Genomic DNA, 15653 nt, shown 5'->3' on the forward strand with positions numbered 1-15653 from the left:
GCCGCTTTGCGGCCCTTTCGCGGCACAAGGCCGCTCCTACAGGGATCATGGATTCCTTGTGCCGCGAAAGGGCTGCAAGGCAGCCCCAAATACCTAGAATTCGAAGGTGCTGGACAGGCTCACCTGCCGCGCATCGCCGATAGCCACGAAGTACTGGTTCACCGCCGAGCTGTAGTAAACCTTGTCGAACAGGTTCTTTACGTTCAGCTGCAAACGCACGTTGTGCTCATCCAGCTTGGTCTCGTAGCTGGCGAACGCATCGGCCACGGTGTACGACGGCAGGTCGAAGGTGTTGGTCGAATTGCCCGCCCGCTCACCCACGTAACGCGCGCCTGCACCTACACGTAGCTTGTCGCCACCGAACAGGCTGCCGAAGTCGTAAACAGCCGACAGCGAACCACTGTGTTTGGCAACGTTCTGCAAGCGGTTGCCCTCAAGGTCCGGGTCTTTTGTAACCTTGGCATCGGTAAAGGCATAGCTGCCGATCAAGCTCCAGTGATCGCTGAGCTGGCCGGTCAGGTCAAGCTCCACACCTCTTGAATTGACCTCACCGGCATTGCTGTAGACAGTCTCGCCAGTCCCGCTGTCGAAATTGGCAACCAGCACATTACGCTTGGTGATATCGAACAGCGCCAGCGTACCGGTCAGGCGACCGGGCATGTCCAGCTTGGCGCCCAACTCCCACGACTTGCCTTCCTCAGGCGCAACGGACGCGTCCAGCACCACACCGCCAGTCAGCGGCGCAATGCTGGAGTTGGGCTTGAACGACTCGCTGTAACTGCCGTAGAACGACAGCTGCTCATCAAGCTTGTAGACGATGCCGGCATGCGGCACCCAGGCCTGGCCGCTGTTATCGGTATTGGCCGTGAACGGGCGGCCGCGGCCGGCGTACTGGTCGAACTGCTGGAAGCGTGCGCCGGCCACCAGGATCCAGTGGTCATCCAGGTGCAATGCGTCCTGCACGAACAGTGCATCGGTGCGCAGCTTGTCGGTCTGGTCGCTGTCGCTGGCACGCACCGTGCTGCCTTCCACTTCCTGGCCGTAGACCGGGTCCACATAGCTGAAAGTGGACTTGGCAGTCTGGCGAATCAGGTCGCCGCGATACACCTTGCGGTCTTCATGGTCGACGCCGAACAACAGGTCATTCTGCAGGCCGGCCAACTCCACGTTACCGGCCAGGCTCAGGGTAGCGAACTGGTCACGGCTCATGGCGTTGTGGGTGCCATCGATGCTGCGTGTCAGCGTGCCTTTGGCTTCATTGACGCCGGTCACCCGTACCTGGCTGGCATCATAGGTCTCGCGGTTGAAGCTGTAGCCAAAGTGCAGCTTCCAGTCATTGGCCAGCTGATGGTCGACCTCCAGGCGATACAGGTCGGAGCGCCCTTCCATGTCGTTGAACGGCTCGTCCAGGCGGCGCGTGGCGGGGATGTTCAGCGGGTGGCCATCGCTGCCGAACGCGGTGCCCCGGTCGAAGGGGTAGAGAAACTCGCGGTGCTCGTAGGCCAGTACCACCTGGGTGTCTTCACCCAGCCAGGCCAGCGACGGCGCCACCAGCGATTCGCGGTGCACGCCGTAGTTGCGCCAGTAGTCTTCGTCTTCATGGTCGACGATCAAGCGGTAGGCGAAGCTGCTGTCGCCCAGCGCACCGGTACTGTCGAGCCCGCCGCCACTGCCATTCTTGCCGCTGCCGTAGGTCGAGCCGCGCACGTCCAGGGCGTTGTACTGCTGCAGTTGCGGGCGCTTGCTGACCACGTTGATCACCCCGCCCGGATCCTGGATGCCGTACAGCAGCGAGGCCGGGCCCTTGAGCACTTCAACCCGCTCGGTGCTGGCGTTGAGGCTACGCCCCTGCACGATGGGCATGCCATCGCGCATGATCGAGCCGTCGCGGTTGTCGCCAAAGCCGCGCTTCATCACCGTGTCGGACGTGCCGCCAAAGTTGTTGCCCTGGGTAATGCCGCTGACGTTGGCCAGCGCATCGTCGAGGTTGCGCGGTGCCTGGTCGCGAATGACCTGGGCCGGTACCACGTTGATGGCCTGGGGGATGTCCTGGTTCGGCCCCTGCCCGCGCATGATCGAAGCGCTGGCCGGGGGCTGGTAGCTGTAGTCGTCCAGCTGCGAGGTTACGTTGGTGGCCTGCAGGTTGAGGGCGCCTGAGGTGTCGGCGGGTTCGAGGGTCAGGGTGCGTGCGTCGACGCGCCGCCAAGCCAGCCCGGTGTTGCCCAGCAGCTGTTGCAGCGCCTGCTCGGCGCTGAAACGGCCATTCAACGCGGGCGCTTGCAGGCCCGGCAGTTCGAGGGTGTAAACCACGCTCTGGCCGGTGGTGCGGCTGAAAGCGTTGAGGGCCTGGGCCAAGGGTTGGGCCGGCTGGGCGAAGGCATAGGCCTGTAACTGCTCGGCGGCGCTTGCCAGAGGGGCGACAGCCAAGGCCGGGACCGCAGCCAGGCCGAGCCAGAGAGGGACGCAACGCGAGGAGAACTTCATGGACGCTGACCTGTGAGAGGGTGACGATTGCGAATGAATCGCACTTTCACTCATTACACGGATGCCACGTCCTGTTACCTCACCCGTTGATTGAAATTATTTTTCCTGTGCCGGCCTCTTCGCAGCACAAGGCTGCTCCTACAGGTACTGCATGGCCGGTGCAGGCTGCTACCGAACCAGGGTCAGACGCCCCAACACGGTCTGCCGCGAAAAACCCATCACCTTGCCCAGCGAATCCAGCGCCAGCAGCGGCTCGGTCACCGGGAAGCTGCCGCTGACCTTGCGCTGCCCCAGTTCGCCATCCAGCAACAGGATGCGCCCCGGGTAATAGCGCCCAAGGTCTTCGACCACCTGCGCCAGCGGCACCTGGTAATAGTTCAGCCACCCCTGGCGCCAGGCCAGGCGGTTTTCACTGTCCACCCCCAGGGTGTCGCCTACCCTGCCTGCGCTGTAGGCCACCTGCTGATTGGCCGTCAGCTCACGCGCCAGAGTGCCTTGCGCAGGGCTCACGCCCACACGCCCGCTGCGCACCGTCACCTGGGCGCCGTCGCCTTGCTCACGCACCTCGAACTGAGTGCCGAGCACCCGTACTTCGCCACCGCCGGCTTCGACCAGGAACGGCTCGCCGGTATGCGTGACCTCGAAGAACGCTGCGCCATGCAACAACCGCACACGGCGCTCTCCCTGGGCAAAATCGACCGCAATGGCGCTGCCGGCATCAAGCGTCACCCGCGACTGGTCGGCCAAAGTCACCTGGCGAACCAGCCCGGCACTGCTGTAGTCCGCCTGCAGGTCCTGCAACCAGTACGCCGGGTGCCAGCCACCGGCAACGCCCACGGCCAGCACCAGGCAGGCCGCCATCGCCAGTGCTGCCACCTGCCGCCACGGCCCGCGGGTCGGCGGCTTGGCCATGGCATCGAGGTAGCGCTGCAGGGCGTCCTGTTCTTCGTCCGCCAGGCGCGCCGCCGGGGCGGCGCTTTTCTGCCACAGCGCCTGGGCCTGTTGGTAGGCGTCACGGTGCACGGGGTCGGCCAGCAACCAGCGCTTGAACGCAGCCCCTTCGGCTTGCGCGGGCTGCTCATTGATGCGGCTGAGCCATTGCAGGGCGGCCTGGGACTGCGCCTCGGTGATCGGGGGCAAACGGCTCATCGACGGGCACTCCCAGGCCGGAGTGGGGTGGACGCGGGCTCGGCAACACTCGCCTTGCACGCTTCAAGGGCGCGCATCATATGCTTTTCCACGGCGCTCTGGGACAGCTGCATGGCCTTGGCAATTTCGCCGTACTTGCAGCCATGGATGCGGTTGAGCAGAAAGATCTGCCGGGTGCGCTCGGGCAATGCGCGCAAGGCAGCTTCGATGCGCTGCAGGTCGTGGTCGACCTCCAGCGCCTGCTCCGGCGCCTGAGCCATTGCCGCCTCGTCCATGGGCAAAGCGGCTTCTGCCACCCGTTCGCGGCTGCCTTCACTGCGCAGGTGGTCGATGGCCAGGTTGCCGGCACAGCGCAACAGGTAGGTGTCCAGCGCCTCGACCTTGACCTCGGGGCGGCGCCAGAAACGCAGGAACAGTTCCTGCACCAGGTCTGAAGCCGTGGCGCGGCAGCCAACGCGCCGGCTGACCAGCGCCTCCATGCGCGCCCGTTGGGCCAGGAACACCTGGACGAAACGTGCGCGCCCTCCACTGCTGTCGGCTTCGGGCTCGATGATATCCCCCTGCTCGCTCACAGGTTCACACGGCAAACACGGCCAGCAATGGGCCCAGCACCACGCTGGCGGCGGCCAGGCCCAGCAGCAGACGTGGCTGGTACGGCAGGCCGAACACCCACACGGTCACCCCGGCCATCATCACTGCCGTCCATTCCACCAGGCCATGGGCCCAGCCACGCAGGTGCACGCTGAGGATCAGCGACAGCATCAGCAGCAGCCAGCCCGCAACGTGCAGCAGCTGCAACTGCCCGGGGCGCGGCTTGCGCCCGAGCAAATCGCTGAAGTGCTTTTCCATGGCCAGGCACAGGGCGACAAAACCTGCGAATGCAATCAGTGCGTTACCCAGCATCAGATCACCTGCGCCGTTTCAGTGCCCGCTTTTTTTGCCGCGCGTGGCCGCTTGGCAACCGGTTTGGGGCTGCGCAGCATCTTGCCGGCCAGCCAGGCCAGGAACAGGCCAGTACCCAGGGCCGTCAGGTCGAAGCCGGCCATGGCCCAGTCACCTGCCTGCAACGAATGGTTCAATCCCCGGTCGGTGCTCAAGCCATTGAGCAGCGGCAGCAGAACAAAGGCCAGCGCCCCCAGCGCCAGTTGCTCGCCCCACGCCCGGCGCCCGCTGCGCAGCACGGCATGCACCAGTGACAAGCCCCAGGCGATGAAGAAGGCATTGACCTCCCAGCCAGCGCGGCCCTCGACGCCCACCGGGATCAGGCGGTTGGCCCAGAAGAAGCCCGCCACCGCCAGCAGCAGCCCGCTCATGCTAGCGATATTGAGCACCTCGACCAGGCGCAACTCACCCGGCATGTGCGCGCTCTTGGCATGCTTGAGCTGGCGCTTGCCCAGCCACATCACCAGCCCGGTGCCGATCACCGCAGTCCCGGCGACGCCAAAGAAGAAATACAGCCAGCGCAGCCAGGGCCCGGCGAAATTGCCCATGTGCAGCCCGGCAAAACTGAAGGCAGTCATCATCGCCCCGCTCTCTGGCTTGCCCTGGCTCAGCAGCGCACCACTGGCGCCGTCGAACGTCCAGTTGGCACTGCGCCGATAAGCCACGTGGTCGGCAGCCGACTGGGTGAAGGTGACGCGGGCATTGCTGTCGCCGGGGTTCTGCACCTGGATGAAGCCGATACGCGCGCCCGGTTGCAGTTCCTGGACCTTGGCGTACAGGGTTGGCAGCGCAACCAGCGGCGTGGGCACCTGGGCCGCTTTGGGCGCATCGTCGCGGCCGAACAGGTCGTTGAAGTACTTGCCGGTGTCATTGCCATAGCTGGCCATGATGCCCGCCGGCATCACCATGTACATGAACAGCACCAGGCTGCTGTAACTGATCATCAGGTGGAAGGGCAGCACCAGCACACCGATGGCGTTGTGCCCGTCCAGCCAGGAGCGCTGGCCCTTGCCGGGGCGGAAGGTGAAGAACTCCTTGAAGATCTTCTTGTGGGTGATGATGCCGGTGACCAGCCCCAGCAGCATGATGAAGGCGCAGAAGGTCGACAGCCAGCGGCCAAACGGGTACGGCATCTGCAGCTGGAAGTGGAACCGGTAGAAGAACTCGCCACCCCGGCTGTCGCGTGCTTCCACTGGCAGGCCGGTCTGGGTGTCGAGGGTTTTGTTGACGAAGCCACGCGGCCCGCCGTTGGGGTCGCGATAGCCCACGCTCAGGGCCGCCTCACGCTCGTTGGGCATGTCGATGAACCAGGAGGCGGAATGCCCGGCATTGTCCTGCAGGTATTGCTGGGCCTTGTCCAGACTGAGGGCCGGGTCCAGGGTATGACGGCGCACCTCGGGCTGCGCCCAGTGGGTGATTTCATCCTTGAAGTACGACAGCGTGCCGGTGAGGAAGATGGCAAACAACAGCCAGCCAAAGATCAGGCCGGTCCAGGTGTGCAGCCAGGCCATCGCCTGGCGGAAGCCTTCTTTCATGGGTTTTTCATCCAGTAGGCAACGCCGCTGATCATGCCCAGCAACAGGCTCGGCGCCAACACCCCCAGCCAGGCACGCCAGGCGCTGCGACAGGCGAAGCACCAGATGAATGCCAGCAGGTAGAAGACGAACGACAACAGCAGGCCGGTCAGCGTGGCATCGACCTTAGGCAGTGGCGCCACCAAGGCAATGCAGACGCTGGCCATGGACGCCAGCAGGTAGCCGCCCAACAGCGCGGCCAGGCTGCGTGAGGCAACGGCCAGCCGATAGCTGAGCGAGAGGCCGGCGGTTTTGCGCGTCATGGCGAAAGTCCGGGTGTTTTGGGGGTTGCAATAATAATGATTTCAATTCTCATAGGCAAAGAGTTAGCGATGTGTTGCCTGTCCTGGCCCTATCGCCGGCAAGCCAGCTCCCATAGGTATTGCACAGGGCTTGAAGACAGCGGGGTTGTGTGGGAGCGGGCTTGCCGGCGATAGGGCCGGTGGAGATTGCCGAGCATTCTGCCCTGCAATACAATGCGAACAATTATTACTACCAGTTGCGCTACCTGGCGCCGGAGTATCACGGTGCCCAGCGCGCTCACATCCACGGTCGAACGGCCATGCAGCCCTGCCCTCCGCCATGCATCGATGGATTTGCAACAAGAAATTTATTTTCAAAAAGGGCTTGAATTCGGTCCGCGGTTGCCTGACCTTAGAGTCAAGAGGTGCAGAAATTCCAAGGGTCTCAAGGGCCTAGGCGCGTCTCCATGCGAGCAAGCTGAATAAGGATTGAATCATGCAAATCCAGGTCAACAGCAGCAACCATTTCGAAAGCAACGCCCGTCTCGATCAGTGGGTCCGCAGTACCCTGCAGAGCTCTCTGGAACGTTACGAAGAAGACCTCACCCGCATCGAGGTTCACCTGCGCGACGAGAACGGCGCCAAGCCCGGACCGCATGACAAACGCTGCCAGATGGAGGCTCGCCCCAAAGGCCACCAACCGATTTCCGTGACCCACACTGCCACTTCGGTAGACCAGGCAGTCGACGGTGCCGCCACCAAGCTCAACCACGCGCTGGAACACTTCTACGGCAAGCTGCGCAGCAAGCGCGGCGCCCTGGAACTGAGCGACCCGGACGCCTGACCCCAGCAATGAAAACGCCCGGCCAAGTGCCGGGCGCTTTTATTAAAGGCCATTAAAGGCCATTCAAGGGCTCCCTCAATTCACTACCCTCAGCCTTGGCACGGGGAACAGGTTCTCCAGGGTTGTCAGCAAACGCTTGTGATAAAGCGGCTTGCGGAAAAAATCCACCACCTGCAGGTGCAGCAGTTCGCTGACATCATCCAGGTCGGCCTGCCCGGACATGACAATCACCGGCAGGTGCAGGCGGGCCGTATGCTCGCGCATGCGCCTGATCAAACCGATGCCGCTTTCCTCGGGCATACGCAGGTCGGTGATCACCAGGGCAACGTCCGGATGACGGGTAAGCTGTTGCAAGGCAGCCTGTACCGATGTCGCGGTCAGGCAGGCGAAGCCTTCGTTCTCTAAAAGTTCGGCCAGCTCCAGCAGAACGTCCTGCTCGTCATCCACCAAAAGGATCTGCTGGCGCGAGGAAGCGTCCTGCATGGCGTTGGCTCCTGTTCAATGGTCAAAGGGCATTTTTGATCGTGGTGAAGGTGGCGTTGACCGCCGTGGAGATGTCCCCGACGAATGCCGCCAACACCACTGCAACCATCGTCGCGATGACCGCGTATTCGATACCGGATGCTCCGTCCTTGCGATGCAGGAAGTTCATGCAGTGCAGAATGAACAGTTTCATGGCTCAGCTCCTTGCGGCATGCATGCCGGCGATGGCGGTATCAAAGTGACACCTATTTGCCATCAGCATCGTCAAGCTGGAAAGGTCTGCAAATGTATTAAAGGATTAATTACAAAGTATTAATTCCCGAGAATTAACACCCATAAAAATGCTAACCCACTGTATTACCTCGACTTAATCACGATCCCGAAAAAAACCACTCCAGCTCATGGCAAATGGTGATGGCTGGGCTACCGTCCTATAGCGAAATAGTGACTTTTTGCCATCAGTCGACGCGTGCAGGGAGGCTGAGATGAGTAGTCGCTTGACCCTGATACTGGCGGCATTCTTCCTGCTGGCAGCACTGCTGGCAGGCTACTGGGGCATTGTGCTCAGCCGCCCTGCTGCTGTGCCTGCACCGGTTACCCCTACGAGCGAACAACCGGTTGTCGCCGTCGCCCCACCCCCCACCGCTCCACCGGAACCACTGCGTACAGCCGTCGTCGTCCTGCGCAAGGCACTGCCCGCCAATACGCCGGTCACTGAAGACGATGTGCTGATCGAGCGCCTGCAGGTTGCCCCCGCCGGGGCCTACCAGCAAACCGCCCAGGTGATCGGGCGAACCAGCGCCAGGCCACTTGCTGCGGGCACCTGGCTGGATGAGTCCAGCTTCCAGGCCGGCGGCCCGCTGGCGCGGATGATCCGCGCCAACGAGCGCGCCGTGGCAGTCGGTGTGGACGAAGTGGTCGGCGCTGCCGGCCAAGTGCGCCCGGGTGACTACGTGGACGTGTTGCTGTTCCTGCGTGAAGAGCCCAACAACCCGCAGTCCTCCGCCCAGGTGGTACTGCCGGCCTTGCGCGTGCTCAGCGTCGGCGAGCAGACGGGCCTGGCCAACGATGGCCGCCCGGCGCAGACCGCCGAAGAGCAAAAGGCCCGGCGCGAACAGGCCAGCATGAGCGGCAACGGCACCCGCACGGTAGCGCTGGCAGTACCCGAGGCCTTCGCCAGCCGCTTGATGCTGGCTGCACAGGCCGGCACGTTGCGCCTGGCCGTGCGCAGTGCCGATGAACAACGCCTGGCTCGGTACTGGAACGAACCCGATGTCAAACCGCAGGTAGAAGCCGCCAACCGCGAACTCTACCGCTTCAGCCAGCTGTCCCAGTCGCCGGTGGTCAACGCTGCCAGCCTGGCGACCCGTAACCCCACACCCGCCATGCACATCATCCGTGGCGCACAGGCTGACGATACGAATAAAACCCCCTGACCCGGCAAGGATGCAGCGATGCGTAGTTCCTTTTTGAGACAAGCATGTTGTACCGGGCTGCTGGCCGCGCTGTTGCCCCAGGCGCAGGCGGCGGGTAAAGGCTGCGAAGCGGTCAGTCAGCTGCCTTCGGTCATCGAGATAGACCAGGGCCTGCAGCAGGAGCTACGCCTGCCGCTGGCGATCAGCCGGGTTGCCGTGGGTGAGCCGAAGGTGGCCGATGTGCAGTCCAGCGGCGAGCGCGGCGTGGTAATTACCGCGGTGGGCCAAGGCAATACCACCCTGATGCTGTGGACCACATGCGCCCCGTCACCTCACAGGGCCATGGTGTTCGTCAAAGGCCGGGCCAGTGCCGACATGGCCGAAGACAGCTTCTTGCCGTCGCAGGATGCGCAACTGATAAGCCAGGTGCAGGCCGACATCCGCTTCGTGGAAGTACGCCGCACCAAATACAAGGAGGCCGGTGCACGGTTGTTCTTCAAAGGCTCCAACAATAGCCTGATCGGCTCGCCGGGCACCGTGCCCGGCACGTCCGTCAGCCCCGGTTCGGTCCCCAACGTAACGCCGTCGATCCCCCTCGACGACACCGTCTTCAACATCGTCTGGGGCGGCGGCAGCAGCCGCTTCCTGGCCATGATCAACGCCCTGGAAAACAGCGGCTTCGCCTACACCCTGGCCCGCCCCAGCCTGACCGTGCTCAGCGGCCAGACTGCGAGCTTTCTGGCTGGCGGTGAAATCCCGATCCCGGTGCCCAGCGCGGGCAGCGACAACGTGTCGATCGAATACAAGGAATTTGGCGTACGCCTGGCGCTGACACCGACCGTCATCAGCCAGGGCAGGATCACCCTCAAGGTCGCGCCGGAGGTCAGCGAGCTGGACTACAGCAACGTGGTGACCATCGCCGGCACGCAGGTGCCGGGTTTGACGGTAAGGCGCACCGACACCAGCATTGCCCTGGCCGATGGCGAGAGCTTCATCATCAGCGGCCTGGTCAGCAACAACACCCGTTCCGCCGTAGACCGCCTGCCTGGCCTGGGGAGCCTGCCGGTACTGGGCGCGTTCTTCCGCAACTCGGCCATGCGCCGCGAAGAAACCGAACTGCTGATGATCGTCACCCCGCACCTGGTCCAGCCGCTGGCCGCCAACGCCCGGATGCCGCAACTGCCGGGCGAGAACCTGCGCACCTACGACCCCAGCTGGGGGCGCCTGTTCTTCCTGGAGAACGGCAACTTCGATGGCCAAGGCGGGTTATCCCAATGAACGAGAGCCTGAACCCCACCTTCCTCGCCATCACCCGCAACGAGGAGGACCTGCACTGGCTGCAAGGCGCACTGGCGCCGCAAGGCCAGGTGATCGGTGCCAGCGCCGGCAGCCTCGACGAGCTGCTGGCGCTGGTCAACGCCACCTTCAGCAACCTGATGTTCATCGGCCTGGACCGCGAACAACTGGTCAGCCAGTGCGCCTTGATCGAGGGGGTGCTGGAGGCCAAGCCGATGCTGGCGATCGTCGCCCTCGGCGATGGCATGGACAACCAACTGGTGCTGCATGCCATGCGCGCTGGCGCCCGCGACTTCGTCGCCTATGGCTCGCGCGCAAGCGAAGTGGCCGGGCTGGTGCGCCGCCTGGGCAAGCGCATGCCGGCGGTGGCCAGCAACCCCGCCCTCGGCGGGCTGACGGTGCTGTTCGGCGTACAAAGCAGTGCCGACGGGGCATTGCTCACTACCCACCTGGCCCGGGTGGTGCAGGAGAGCGGCCAGCAAACCCTGTTGCTGGACCTGGGCCTGCCGCGTGGCGACAGCCTGGCACTGCTCGGCCTGGAAGCGTCGTTCTTCTTCGGCGACGCCCTGCGCCACTTGCGCCGCCTCGACACCACACTGATCGACAGCGCATTCACACGTGACAAGAAAGGCTTGCGCCTGCTGACCTACGCCGAGGCCGACGACCCGCTGCAGCAGACCAGCGCCGCCGAGCTGTACATGCTGTTGAGCGCCCTGCGCCAGCATTTCCAGCACATCGTCGTGAACCTGACCGGGCATGCCGACAGCGAAGCCCTGCGCACGCTGGTGAGCCATTGCGACAAACTGATCGTCTACACCGACCAGAACATCCTCGACTGCCGGCGCAACCTTGAAGTGCTCGACCTGTGGCGTGACCACGGCATGAAGCTGGAGCACGCCAGCCTGTTGGTGGACCGTTATCTGAACAACGTTGCACCCGACGCCGATACCCTGGCCAAACGCTACGGGCTGCCCTTGCTCAAGGCCATCCCCTGCAGCCCGGAAGTGCGCCTGAACGTGAAAAACCAAGGCCAGAGCCTGTTCGAACTGGCCCCGCGTGAAAACCTCACTCAAGCCCTGCGCAGCCTGGGCGAACGCCTGGCACAGCGCTCGGAAAACCTCGCACCACCAGCCTTCACCTGGCTGCGTCGGCTTTGGGGGAGCAAATGAGCAATGACCAACCCTTTGGTGGCCCGCAACACGCCTCCGGCGACCCCTACGCGCTAAAGCGTGCACTGCACCGCTTTGCCATCGACGCCATCGAGGACAGCGGCCGTAACCTGCTCGAAGGCGCCCGGCCAGCGCTGACCCAGTTCGTGCTGGAGCAGGTGGGCGATTACGTCGCGCGGCTACGCCTGGCCATGTCGCGCTACGAAATGGAGCGCCTGGCCGAAGAGCTGGTGGATGAGCTGACCGGTTTCGGCCCGCTGGAAGTGTTGTTGCGTGACCCCACCGTCACGGAAATCCTGGTCAACGGGCCACACCGGGTGTTCGTCGAACGGGCGGGCCTGTTGCAGCAAACCGACCTGCGCTTTATCGACGCCCACCATGTGGAGCGGGTGATGCAGCGCATCCTCGCCCCGCTTGGCCGGCGCCTGGATGAATCCTCGCCAATGGTCGACGCGCGCATGCCCGATGGCAGCCGGGTGAATGCGATCATTCCGCCTGTGGCACTGGACGGCCCGTGCCTGTCAATCCGCAAGTTCCGCCAGGACATGCTCAAGAGTGCCGACCTGCTGGCCACCCGCGCCATCGACCAGCACATCTTCGACTTCTTCGAGCGCGCCGTGGGCAAACGTTGCAACATTCTGGTCAGCGGCGGTACCGGCACCGGCAAGACCACCCTGCTGAACATCCTCAGCCAGATGATCGCGCCCCGCGAACGCCTGGTGACCATCGAGGACGTCGCCGAACTGAATTTGCACCATCCCCACGTGGTGCGCCTGGAAACCCGTCCGCCGAATGCCGAAGGGCATGGCGAAGTCAAAGCCAGCGAACTGATCCGCAACGCCCTGCGCATGCGGCCCGACCGCATCATCCTGGGTGAGATACGCGGCAGCGAAGTGCTCGACGTGCTCACCGCAATGAACACCGGCCACGATGGCTCGATGAGCACGGTGCACGCCAACACCGCCCAGGATGCGCTGCTGCGCCTGGAAACCCTGGTCGGCCTGAGCGGCCGGCAAATTGCCGAAAAGACCATGCGGCAAATGGTTTGCGCGGCGCTGGATGTGGTGATCCAGCTGACCCGCCTGCCCGATGGCCGACGCTGCGTCAGCGAGGTGCTGGAAGTGGTCGGCGTGCGCGATGAGGTGTACGTGACCAACACCCTGTTCCGCCTCGATCGTCGTGGCGGCGATACCTTTCTGCGCGAAGCCCCCAACCCGGCAGGCAGCAAGCTGCACGCAGAGGGCCTGCTGTGACCGGCCCCGTGCTGCTGGCACTGTCCCCGCTGTTGCTGGGCGTGGCCTTGCTGCTGCTGCGCCGTGGCCTGTACAAGCGGCACGAAGAGCGCATCCTGCAACGCCTGGGGCGGGCGTTCAGCATTGTGCGCAATGGCCCCGCCCGGCGCGAATGGCTCGACGCCCTGCTGCAACGCGCCGGTTTGGGGGCTATCGACTTTGAGCCACAACGCTGGTTGCTGGCGTGGCTGGCCGTGGTGCTGCTGGCGCTGATCGTTGCCGGCTGGGTGGCTGCCTTGATGCTGCTGATCGGCCTGCCGACCCCGGCGTACCTGATCCTGAGCTGGCAAAGCCGCCGGCGGATGCGGCAAATCGTCGACCAGTTGCCCAGCCTGCTGGACTACAGCGTTCGCAGCCTAAAGGCCGGCCGCACCCTCAATGACGCGGTGCTGGGCGGCATCGACAGCAGCCGCGACCCCCTGCGCTCCGCCATGGCGCGGGTGCGGCGCAACGTACAGTTGGGCGTGGCGCTGGAGGATGCCGTGAGCGAGCTGGCCGAACTGCACCAGCAGGACGAACTGCGGCTGTTCGCCCTCGGCTTGCGCATCAACCAGCGCTACGGCGGCAATGCCAGCGAACTGATGGAAAACCTGATCAAGCTGATCCGCGAGCGTGAACAAGGGGCGCGTCAGCTCAAGGCGATGACCGGCGAAACCCGCATTACCGCGATCATTCTCGGGTCGTTGCCGCTGGCCATGGTCGGCTACTTCATGATGGCCAACCCGCATTACCTGTTGGCCATGTGGCGCGACAGCAGCGGCCAGATGATGCTGTTGCTGGCCTTTGCCCTGCAGGTGCTCGGTTGCCTGGTGCTGTGGCGGATGATGAGGAGCTTGTGACCATGGCCTTGCTGATCTGCGCCCTGTGCCTGTTCATCGCCGCCAGCCTGTTTGGTCTGCAGGTTATTCGCCAATGGCGAGCGCGGGTACTGGTGACCCGACGTCTGCAAGGGCGACTGACCCGCGACGAACGCCTGGGCGACTGGCTGCAGTGGCTGGGCAGCAGCGCGTGGGGGCAGCGGCTACAGAAATTCGACGGCGAAAGCCAGGCCCTGCTTGAGCGGATCGGCTGGCGCCGCAGCCGCCAGCGCGCCCTGTTTGCGGCTGTTCAGCTGGGCCTGCCGCTGCTGGCGGTGGCGCTGACGCTGTTGTTGCAACAGGGGTTCAAGGGCAGCGCCGCGGCCGGCTGGATGGTCTGGCCATTGTGCGCGCTGGGCGTCGGTTACCTGTTGCCCAAGCGCCTGTTGGCCGTGGCTGCGGCCCGCCGCCAGCGGCGCATCGCAGAAGAGGTCAGCCTGATGATCCCCTTGCTGCGGATTCTCTTCGAGACCGGCCTGGCCGTTGAACAGGCCCTGCGCGTGCTGAGCCACGAAGGCCGGACGTTGATCCCGCACATCAGCGCAGAGCTGCGCCAGGTGCTGCAGCGGGTGGATTCGGGCATGGCGCTCGGCCCGGAACTGGAAAAGGTCGCCCAGTTGCTGGCTGTGGATGAGTTCACCGATACCTGCGTGATCCTGCGCCAGTTGCTGACACAGGGCAGCGGCGCGATGAAGTCGTTGCAGGCACTGAAGGCGCTGCTCGACGACCGTCGCCTGACCCGCCTGCAAGAACGGGTATCGATGATGTCGGCAAAGATGTCGGCAGTGATGATGGTGTTCCTGTTTCCGGCCTTGCTCATTGTCCTTGCCGGGCCAGGCTTTTCTGCATTGGCGCGGGCGTTGAGCCCATGAGGACTGATTGATGAAGACAATCCTGTTGTGCGCGAGCCTGGTGTTGCTGACCGGATGCGCCGGGCAACAGCCCGAAGGCCTGCGCCAGTTGTTCGCCACCGCCAGTTGCAGCAAGCCGGACGCCGACCAGCAACTGGCACTGAACCTGGCAGACGAAATGCTCAACGACGGGCGCCCGCACGCCAGCCTTGCCCACCTGCAGCAACTGCCGGACACCTTCGACCAGGTGCGCCTGCGCAAGGCCAAGGTGTCACGGCTGCTTGGCCTCAGCGAGGCCGAGCCCTTGTACCGCAGCCTGCTCGGCGGTTGCCTGGCTGCCGAAGGCGAGCACGGCCTGGGCCAACTGGCATCGGCCCGCGGTGACGACGTACAGGCCCTGCAGAACCTGCAACGCGCCGTACGGCTTGCGCCTACCGACGAGCGGGTGCGCAACGACCTTGGCGTGGTGCTGATGAACCTGGGGCGCTATGACCAGGCGCGCTTCGAGTTGCTGACGGCAATCGAACTGAAGGACGACAACACGCTGTCTGCGGTCAACCTGGTGACCTTGGCGCTGGTGCAGGACAACTGGCAGCAGGCCACCGACCTGGTCGGCCGGCTGCAGCTCAAAGCCGGGCAATTTGCCGAAGCCCAGGCGCGGGCCGGCAAGATCAAGGCCGGCGGCCGAGGCCCGATTGCATCGGCCAGGGCCCCGGACATGATGGTCAATTGATACGCGGAGGTGATCATGATCAGGTACGTGATGCTACTGGCCTGCTGCGTAGGCAGCGCGACGTTGATGGCCGAGGAATACCCGCGCCATGCCGCTACGGATGAGACGGCCACCGAACGGCTGTTGCGCGTGCAGTCCAGCGGCGAACAGGCATCCACGCGCCTGCAGGTGCAAACCGCGCGGGAGCGTGACCAGTCCATGCAGCGCTGGCTGGATACCTACAAGTACGAAATCCCCGACTTCTACCGCTGGACCAAGATGACAGAGCGGAATAATTAGTTCGCGGGTATTTTTGCGTCGCCTGTTAGATCGAGCGCCGCGC

At 64.1% G+C, this 15653-nt stretch carries 17 protein-coding genes; 9 read left to right on the top strand and 8 right to left on the bottom strand.

Annotated elements, in window-relative coordinates; all coding sequences use genetic code 11:
- Positions 1-93: 93 nt before the first annotated feature.
- The 6 genes from MRBLPB4O_RS23545 to MRBLPB4O_RS23570 all read right to left on the bottom strand — a co-directional run bounded on the left by MRBLPB4O_RS23545 (position 94) and on the right by MRBLPB4O_RS23570 (position 6412).
- On the bottom strand, positions 94-2484 hold the full coding sequence (locus tag MRBLPB4O_RS23545) for a TonB-dependent receptor (protein ID WP_341796748.1): 2391 nt from the start codon (positions 2482-2484) through the stop codon (positions 94-96).
- A gap of 168 nt (positions 2485-2652) precedes the next feature.
- Positions 2653-3633 (bottom strand): FecR family protein, encoded by a 981-nt coding sequence (locus MRBLPB4O_RS23550; protein WP_341796749.1) that lies wholly within the window; start codon positions 3631-3633, stop codon positions 2653-2655.
- On the bottom strand, positions 3630-4205 hold the full coding sequence (locus MRBLPB4O_RS23555; RefSeq protein WP_341796750.1) for an RNA polymerase sigma factor: 576 nt from the start codon (positions 4203-4205) through the stop codon (positions 3630-3632). Before MRBLPB4O_RS23555 ends, MRBLPB4O_RS23550 begins: the two co-directional genes overlap by 4 nt.
- Before the next feature lie 4 nt (positions 4206-4209).
- On the bottom strand, positions 4210-4536 hold the full coding sequence (locus MRBLPB4O_RS23560; protein ID WP_341796751.1) for a DUF3325 domain-containing protein: 327 nt from the start codon (positions 4534-4536) through the stop codon (positions 4210-4212).
- Positions 4536-6110, bottom strand: a complete 1575-nt coding sequence (locus MRBLPB4O_RS23565; RefSeq protein ID WP_341796752.1) for a PepSY-associated TM helix domain-containing protein — start codon at positions 6108-6110, stop codon at positions 4536-4538. Before MRBLPB4O_RS23565 ends, MRBLPB4O_RS23560 begins: the two co-directional genes overlap by 1 nt.
- Entirely contained in the window at positions 6107-6412 is a 306-nt protein-coding gene (locus MRBLPB4O_RS23570) for a DUF3649 domain-containing protein (RefSeq protein WP_016497978.1), read from the bottom strand. The genes MRBLPB4O_RS23565 and MRBLPB4O_RS23570 overlap by 4 nt, the downstream gene beginning before the upstream one ends.
- Positions 6413-6887: 475 nt before the next feature.
- On the opposite strand from MRBLPB4O_RS23570, the gene MRBLPB4O_RS23575 reads away from it, so the two are divergent.
- The gene (locus MRBLPB4O_RS23575; protein ID WP_016489041.1) at positions 6888-7235 is read left to right on the top strand and encodes an HPF/RaiA family ribosome-associated protein; all 348 of its coding nucleotides are present in this window, start codon (positions 6888-6890) and stop codon (positions 7233-7235) included.
- Between the two features lie 75 nt (positions 7236-7310).
- On the opposite strand, the gene MRBLPB4O_RS23580 is transcribed toward MRBLPB4O_RS23575, so the two are convergent.
- Positions 7311-7718: a response regulator gene (locus tag MRBLPB4O_RS23580; RefSeq protein ID WP_341796753.1), complete on the bottom strand. Its 408-nt coding sequence runs from the start codon at positions 7716-7718 to the stop codon at positions 7311-7313.
- 22 nt (positions 7719-7740) lie between these two features.
- Positions 7741-7911 carry a Flp family type IVb pilin gene (locus MRBLPB4O_RS23585; RefSeq protein WP_016497973.1) on the bottom strand — a complete coding sequence of 57 codons (171 nt, stop codon included), beginning with the start codon at positions 7909-7911 and terminating at the stop codon, positions 7741-7743.
- 292 nt (positions 7912-8203) lie between these two features.
- On the opposite strand from MRBLPB4O_RS23585, the gene cpaB reads away from it, so the two are divergent.
- From cpaB to MRBLPB4O_RS23625, 8 genes are read left to right on the top strand one after another with little or no spacing between them, the layout of a single operon-like run.
- Positions 8204-9154, top strand: coding sequence for a Flp pilus assembly protein CpaB (gene cpaB / locus MRBLPB4O_RS23590; protein ID WP_341796754.1), 951 nt, complete (start codon positions 8204-8206; stop codon positions 9152-9154).
- A gap of 18 nt (positions 9155-9172) precedes the next feature.
- Positions 9173-10411, top strand: a complete 1239-nt coding sequence (locus MRBLPB4O_RS23595) for a type II and III secretion system protein family protein (protein WP_341796755.1) — start codon at positions 9173-9175, stop codon at positions 10409-10411.
- A complete protein-coding gene (locus MRBLPB4O_RS23600; protein ID WP_341796756.1) occupies positions 10408-11598 on the top strand; it encodes a pilus assembly protein in 1191 nt (396 codons plus the stop codon). The genes MRBLPB4O_RS23595 and MRBLPB4O_RS23600 overlap by 4 nt, the downstream gene beginning before the upstream one ends.
- Positions 11595-12851 carry a CpaF family protein gene (locus MRBLPB4O_RS23605; RefSeq protein ID WP_016497969.1) on the top strand — a complete coding sequence of 419 codons (1257 nt, stop codon included), beginning with the start codon at positions 11595-11597 and terminating at the stop codon, positions 12849-12851. The genes MRBLPB4O_RS23600 and MRBLPB4O_RS23605 overlap by 4 nt, the downstream gene beginning before the upstream one ends.
- A complete protein-coding gene (locus tag MRBLPB4O_RS23610) occupies positions 12848-13729 on the top strand; it encodes a type II secretion system F family protein (RefSeq protein ID WP_341796757.1) in 882 nt (293 codons plus the stop codon). Before MRBLPB4O_RS23605 ends, MRBLPB4O_RS23610 begins: the two co-directional genes overlap by 4 nt.
- Before the next feature lie 2 nt (positions 13730-13731).
- On the top strand, positions 13732-14619 hold the full coding sequence (locus MRBLPB4O_RS23615; protein WP_059395171.1) for a type II secretion system F family protein: 888 nt from the start codon (positions 13732-13734) through the stop codon (positions 14617-14619).
- A gap of 10 nt (positions 14620-14629) precedes the next feature.
- Positions 14630-15331: a tetratricopeptide repeat protein gene (locus MRBLPB4O_RS23620; protein WP_016497966.1), complete on the top strand. Its 702-nt coding sequence runs from the start codon at positions 14630-14632 to the stop codon at positions 15329-15331.
- A 15-nt stretch (positions 15332-15346) separates the two neighbouring features.
- Complete coding sequence (locus MRBLPB4O_RS23625; RefSeq protein ID WP_341796758.1) at positions 15347-15610, top strand: DUF3613 domain-containing protein; 264 nt, start codon at positions 15347-15349, stop codon at positions 15608-15610.
- Positions 15611-15653 lie beyond the last annotated feature (43 nt).

It is taken from the genome of Pseudomonas sp. LPB4.O (assembly GCF_038383825.1).
Classification (GTDB): Bacteria; Pseudomonadota; Gammaproteobacteria; order Pseudomonadales; family Pseudomonadaceae; genus Aquipseudomonas; species Aquipseudomonas putida.

What these genes read in the sequence shown, in the direction of transcription:
- MRBLPB4O_RS23545 (WP_341796748.1), bottom strand. Translation starts at nt 2,484, where the DNA reads ATGAAGTTCTCCTCGCGTTGCGTCCCTCTCTGGCTCGGCCTGGCTGCG.
- MRBLPB4O_RS23550 (WP_341796749.1), bottom strand. Translation starts at nt 3,633, where the DNA reads ATGAGCCGTTTGCCCCCGATCACCGAGGCGCAGTCCCAGGCCGCCCTG.
- MRBLPB4O_RS23560 (WP_341796751.1), bottom strand. Translation starts at nt 4,536, where the DNA reads ATGCTGGGTAACGCACTGATTGCATTCGCAGGTTTTGTCGCCCTGTGC.
- MRBLPB4O_RS23565 (WP_341796752.1), bottom strand. Translation starts at nt 6,110, where the DNA reads ATGAAAGAAGGCTTCCGCCAGGCGATGGCCTGGCTGCACACCTGGACC.
- MRBLPB4O_RS23570 (WP_016497978.1), bottom strand. Translation starts at nt 6,412, where the DNA reads ATGACGCGCAAAACCGCCGGCCTCTCGCTCAGCTATCGGCTGGCCGTT.
- MRBLPB4O_RS23575 (WP_016489041.1), top strand. Translation starts at nt 6,888, where the DNA reads ATGCAAATCCAGGTCAACAGCAGCAACCATTTCGAAAGCAACGCCCGT.
- MRBLPB4O_RS23580 (WP_341796753.1), bottom strand. Translation starts at nt 7,718, where the DNA reads ATGCAGGACGCTTCCTCGCGCCAGCAGATCCTTTTGGTGGATGACGAG.
- MRBLPB4O_RS23585 (WP_016497973.1), bottom strand. Translation starts at nt 7,911, where the DNA reads ATGAAACTGTTCATTCTGCACTGCATGAACTTCCTGCATCGCAAGGAC.
- cpaB (WP_341796754.1), top strand. Translation starts at nt 8,204, where the DNA reads ATGAGTAGTCGCTTGACCCTGATACTGGCGGCATTCTTCCTGCTGGCA.
- MRBLPB4O_RS23595 (WP_341796755.1), top strand. Translation starts at nt 9,173, where the DNA reads ATGCGTAGTTCCTTTTTGAGACAAGCATGTTGTACCGGGCTGCTGGCC.
- MRBLPB4O_RS23600 (WP_341796756.1), top strand. Translation starts at nt 10,408, where the DNA reads ATGAACGAGAGCCTGAACCCCACCTTCCTCGCCATCACCCGCAACGAG.
- MRBLPB4O_RS23605 (WP_016497969.1), top strand. Translation starts at nt 11,595, where the DNA reads ATGAGCAATGACCAACCCTTTGGTGGCCCGCAACACGCCTCCGGCGAC.
- MRBLPB4O_RS23615 (WP_059395171.1), top strand. Translation starts at nt 13,732, where the DNA reads ATGGCCTTGCTGATCTGCGCCCTGTGCCTGTTCATCGCCGCCAGCCTG.
- MRBLPB4O_RS23620 (WP_016497966.1), top strand. Translation starts at nt 14,630, where the DNA reads ATGAAGACAATCCTGTTGTGCGCGAGCCTGGTGTTGCTGACCGGATGC.
- MRBLPB4O_RS23625 (WP_341796758.1), top strand. Translation starts at nt 15,347, where the DNA reads ATGATCAGGTACGTGATGCTACTGGCCTGCTGCGTAGGCAGCGCGACG.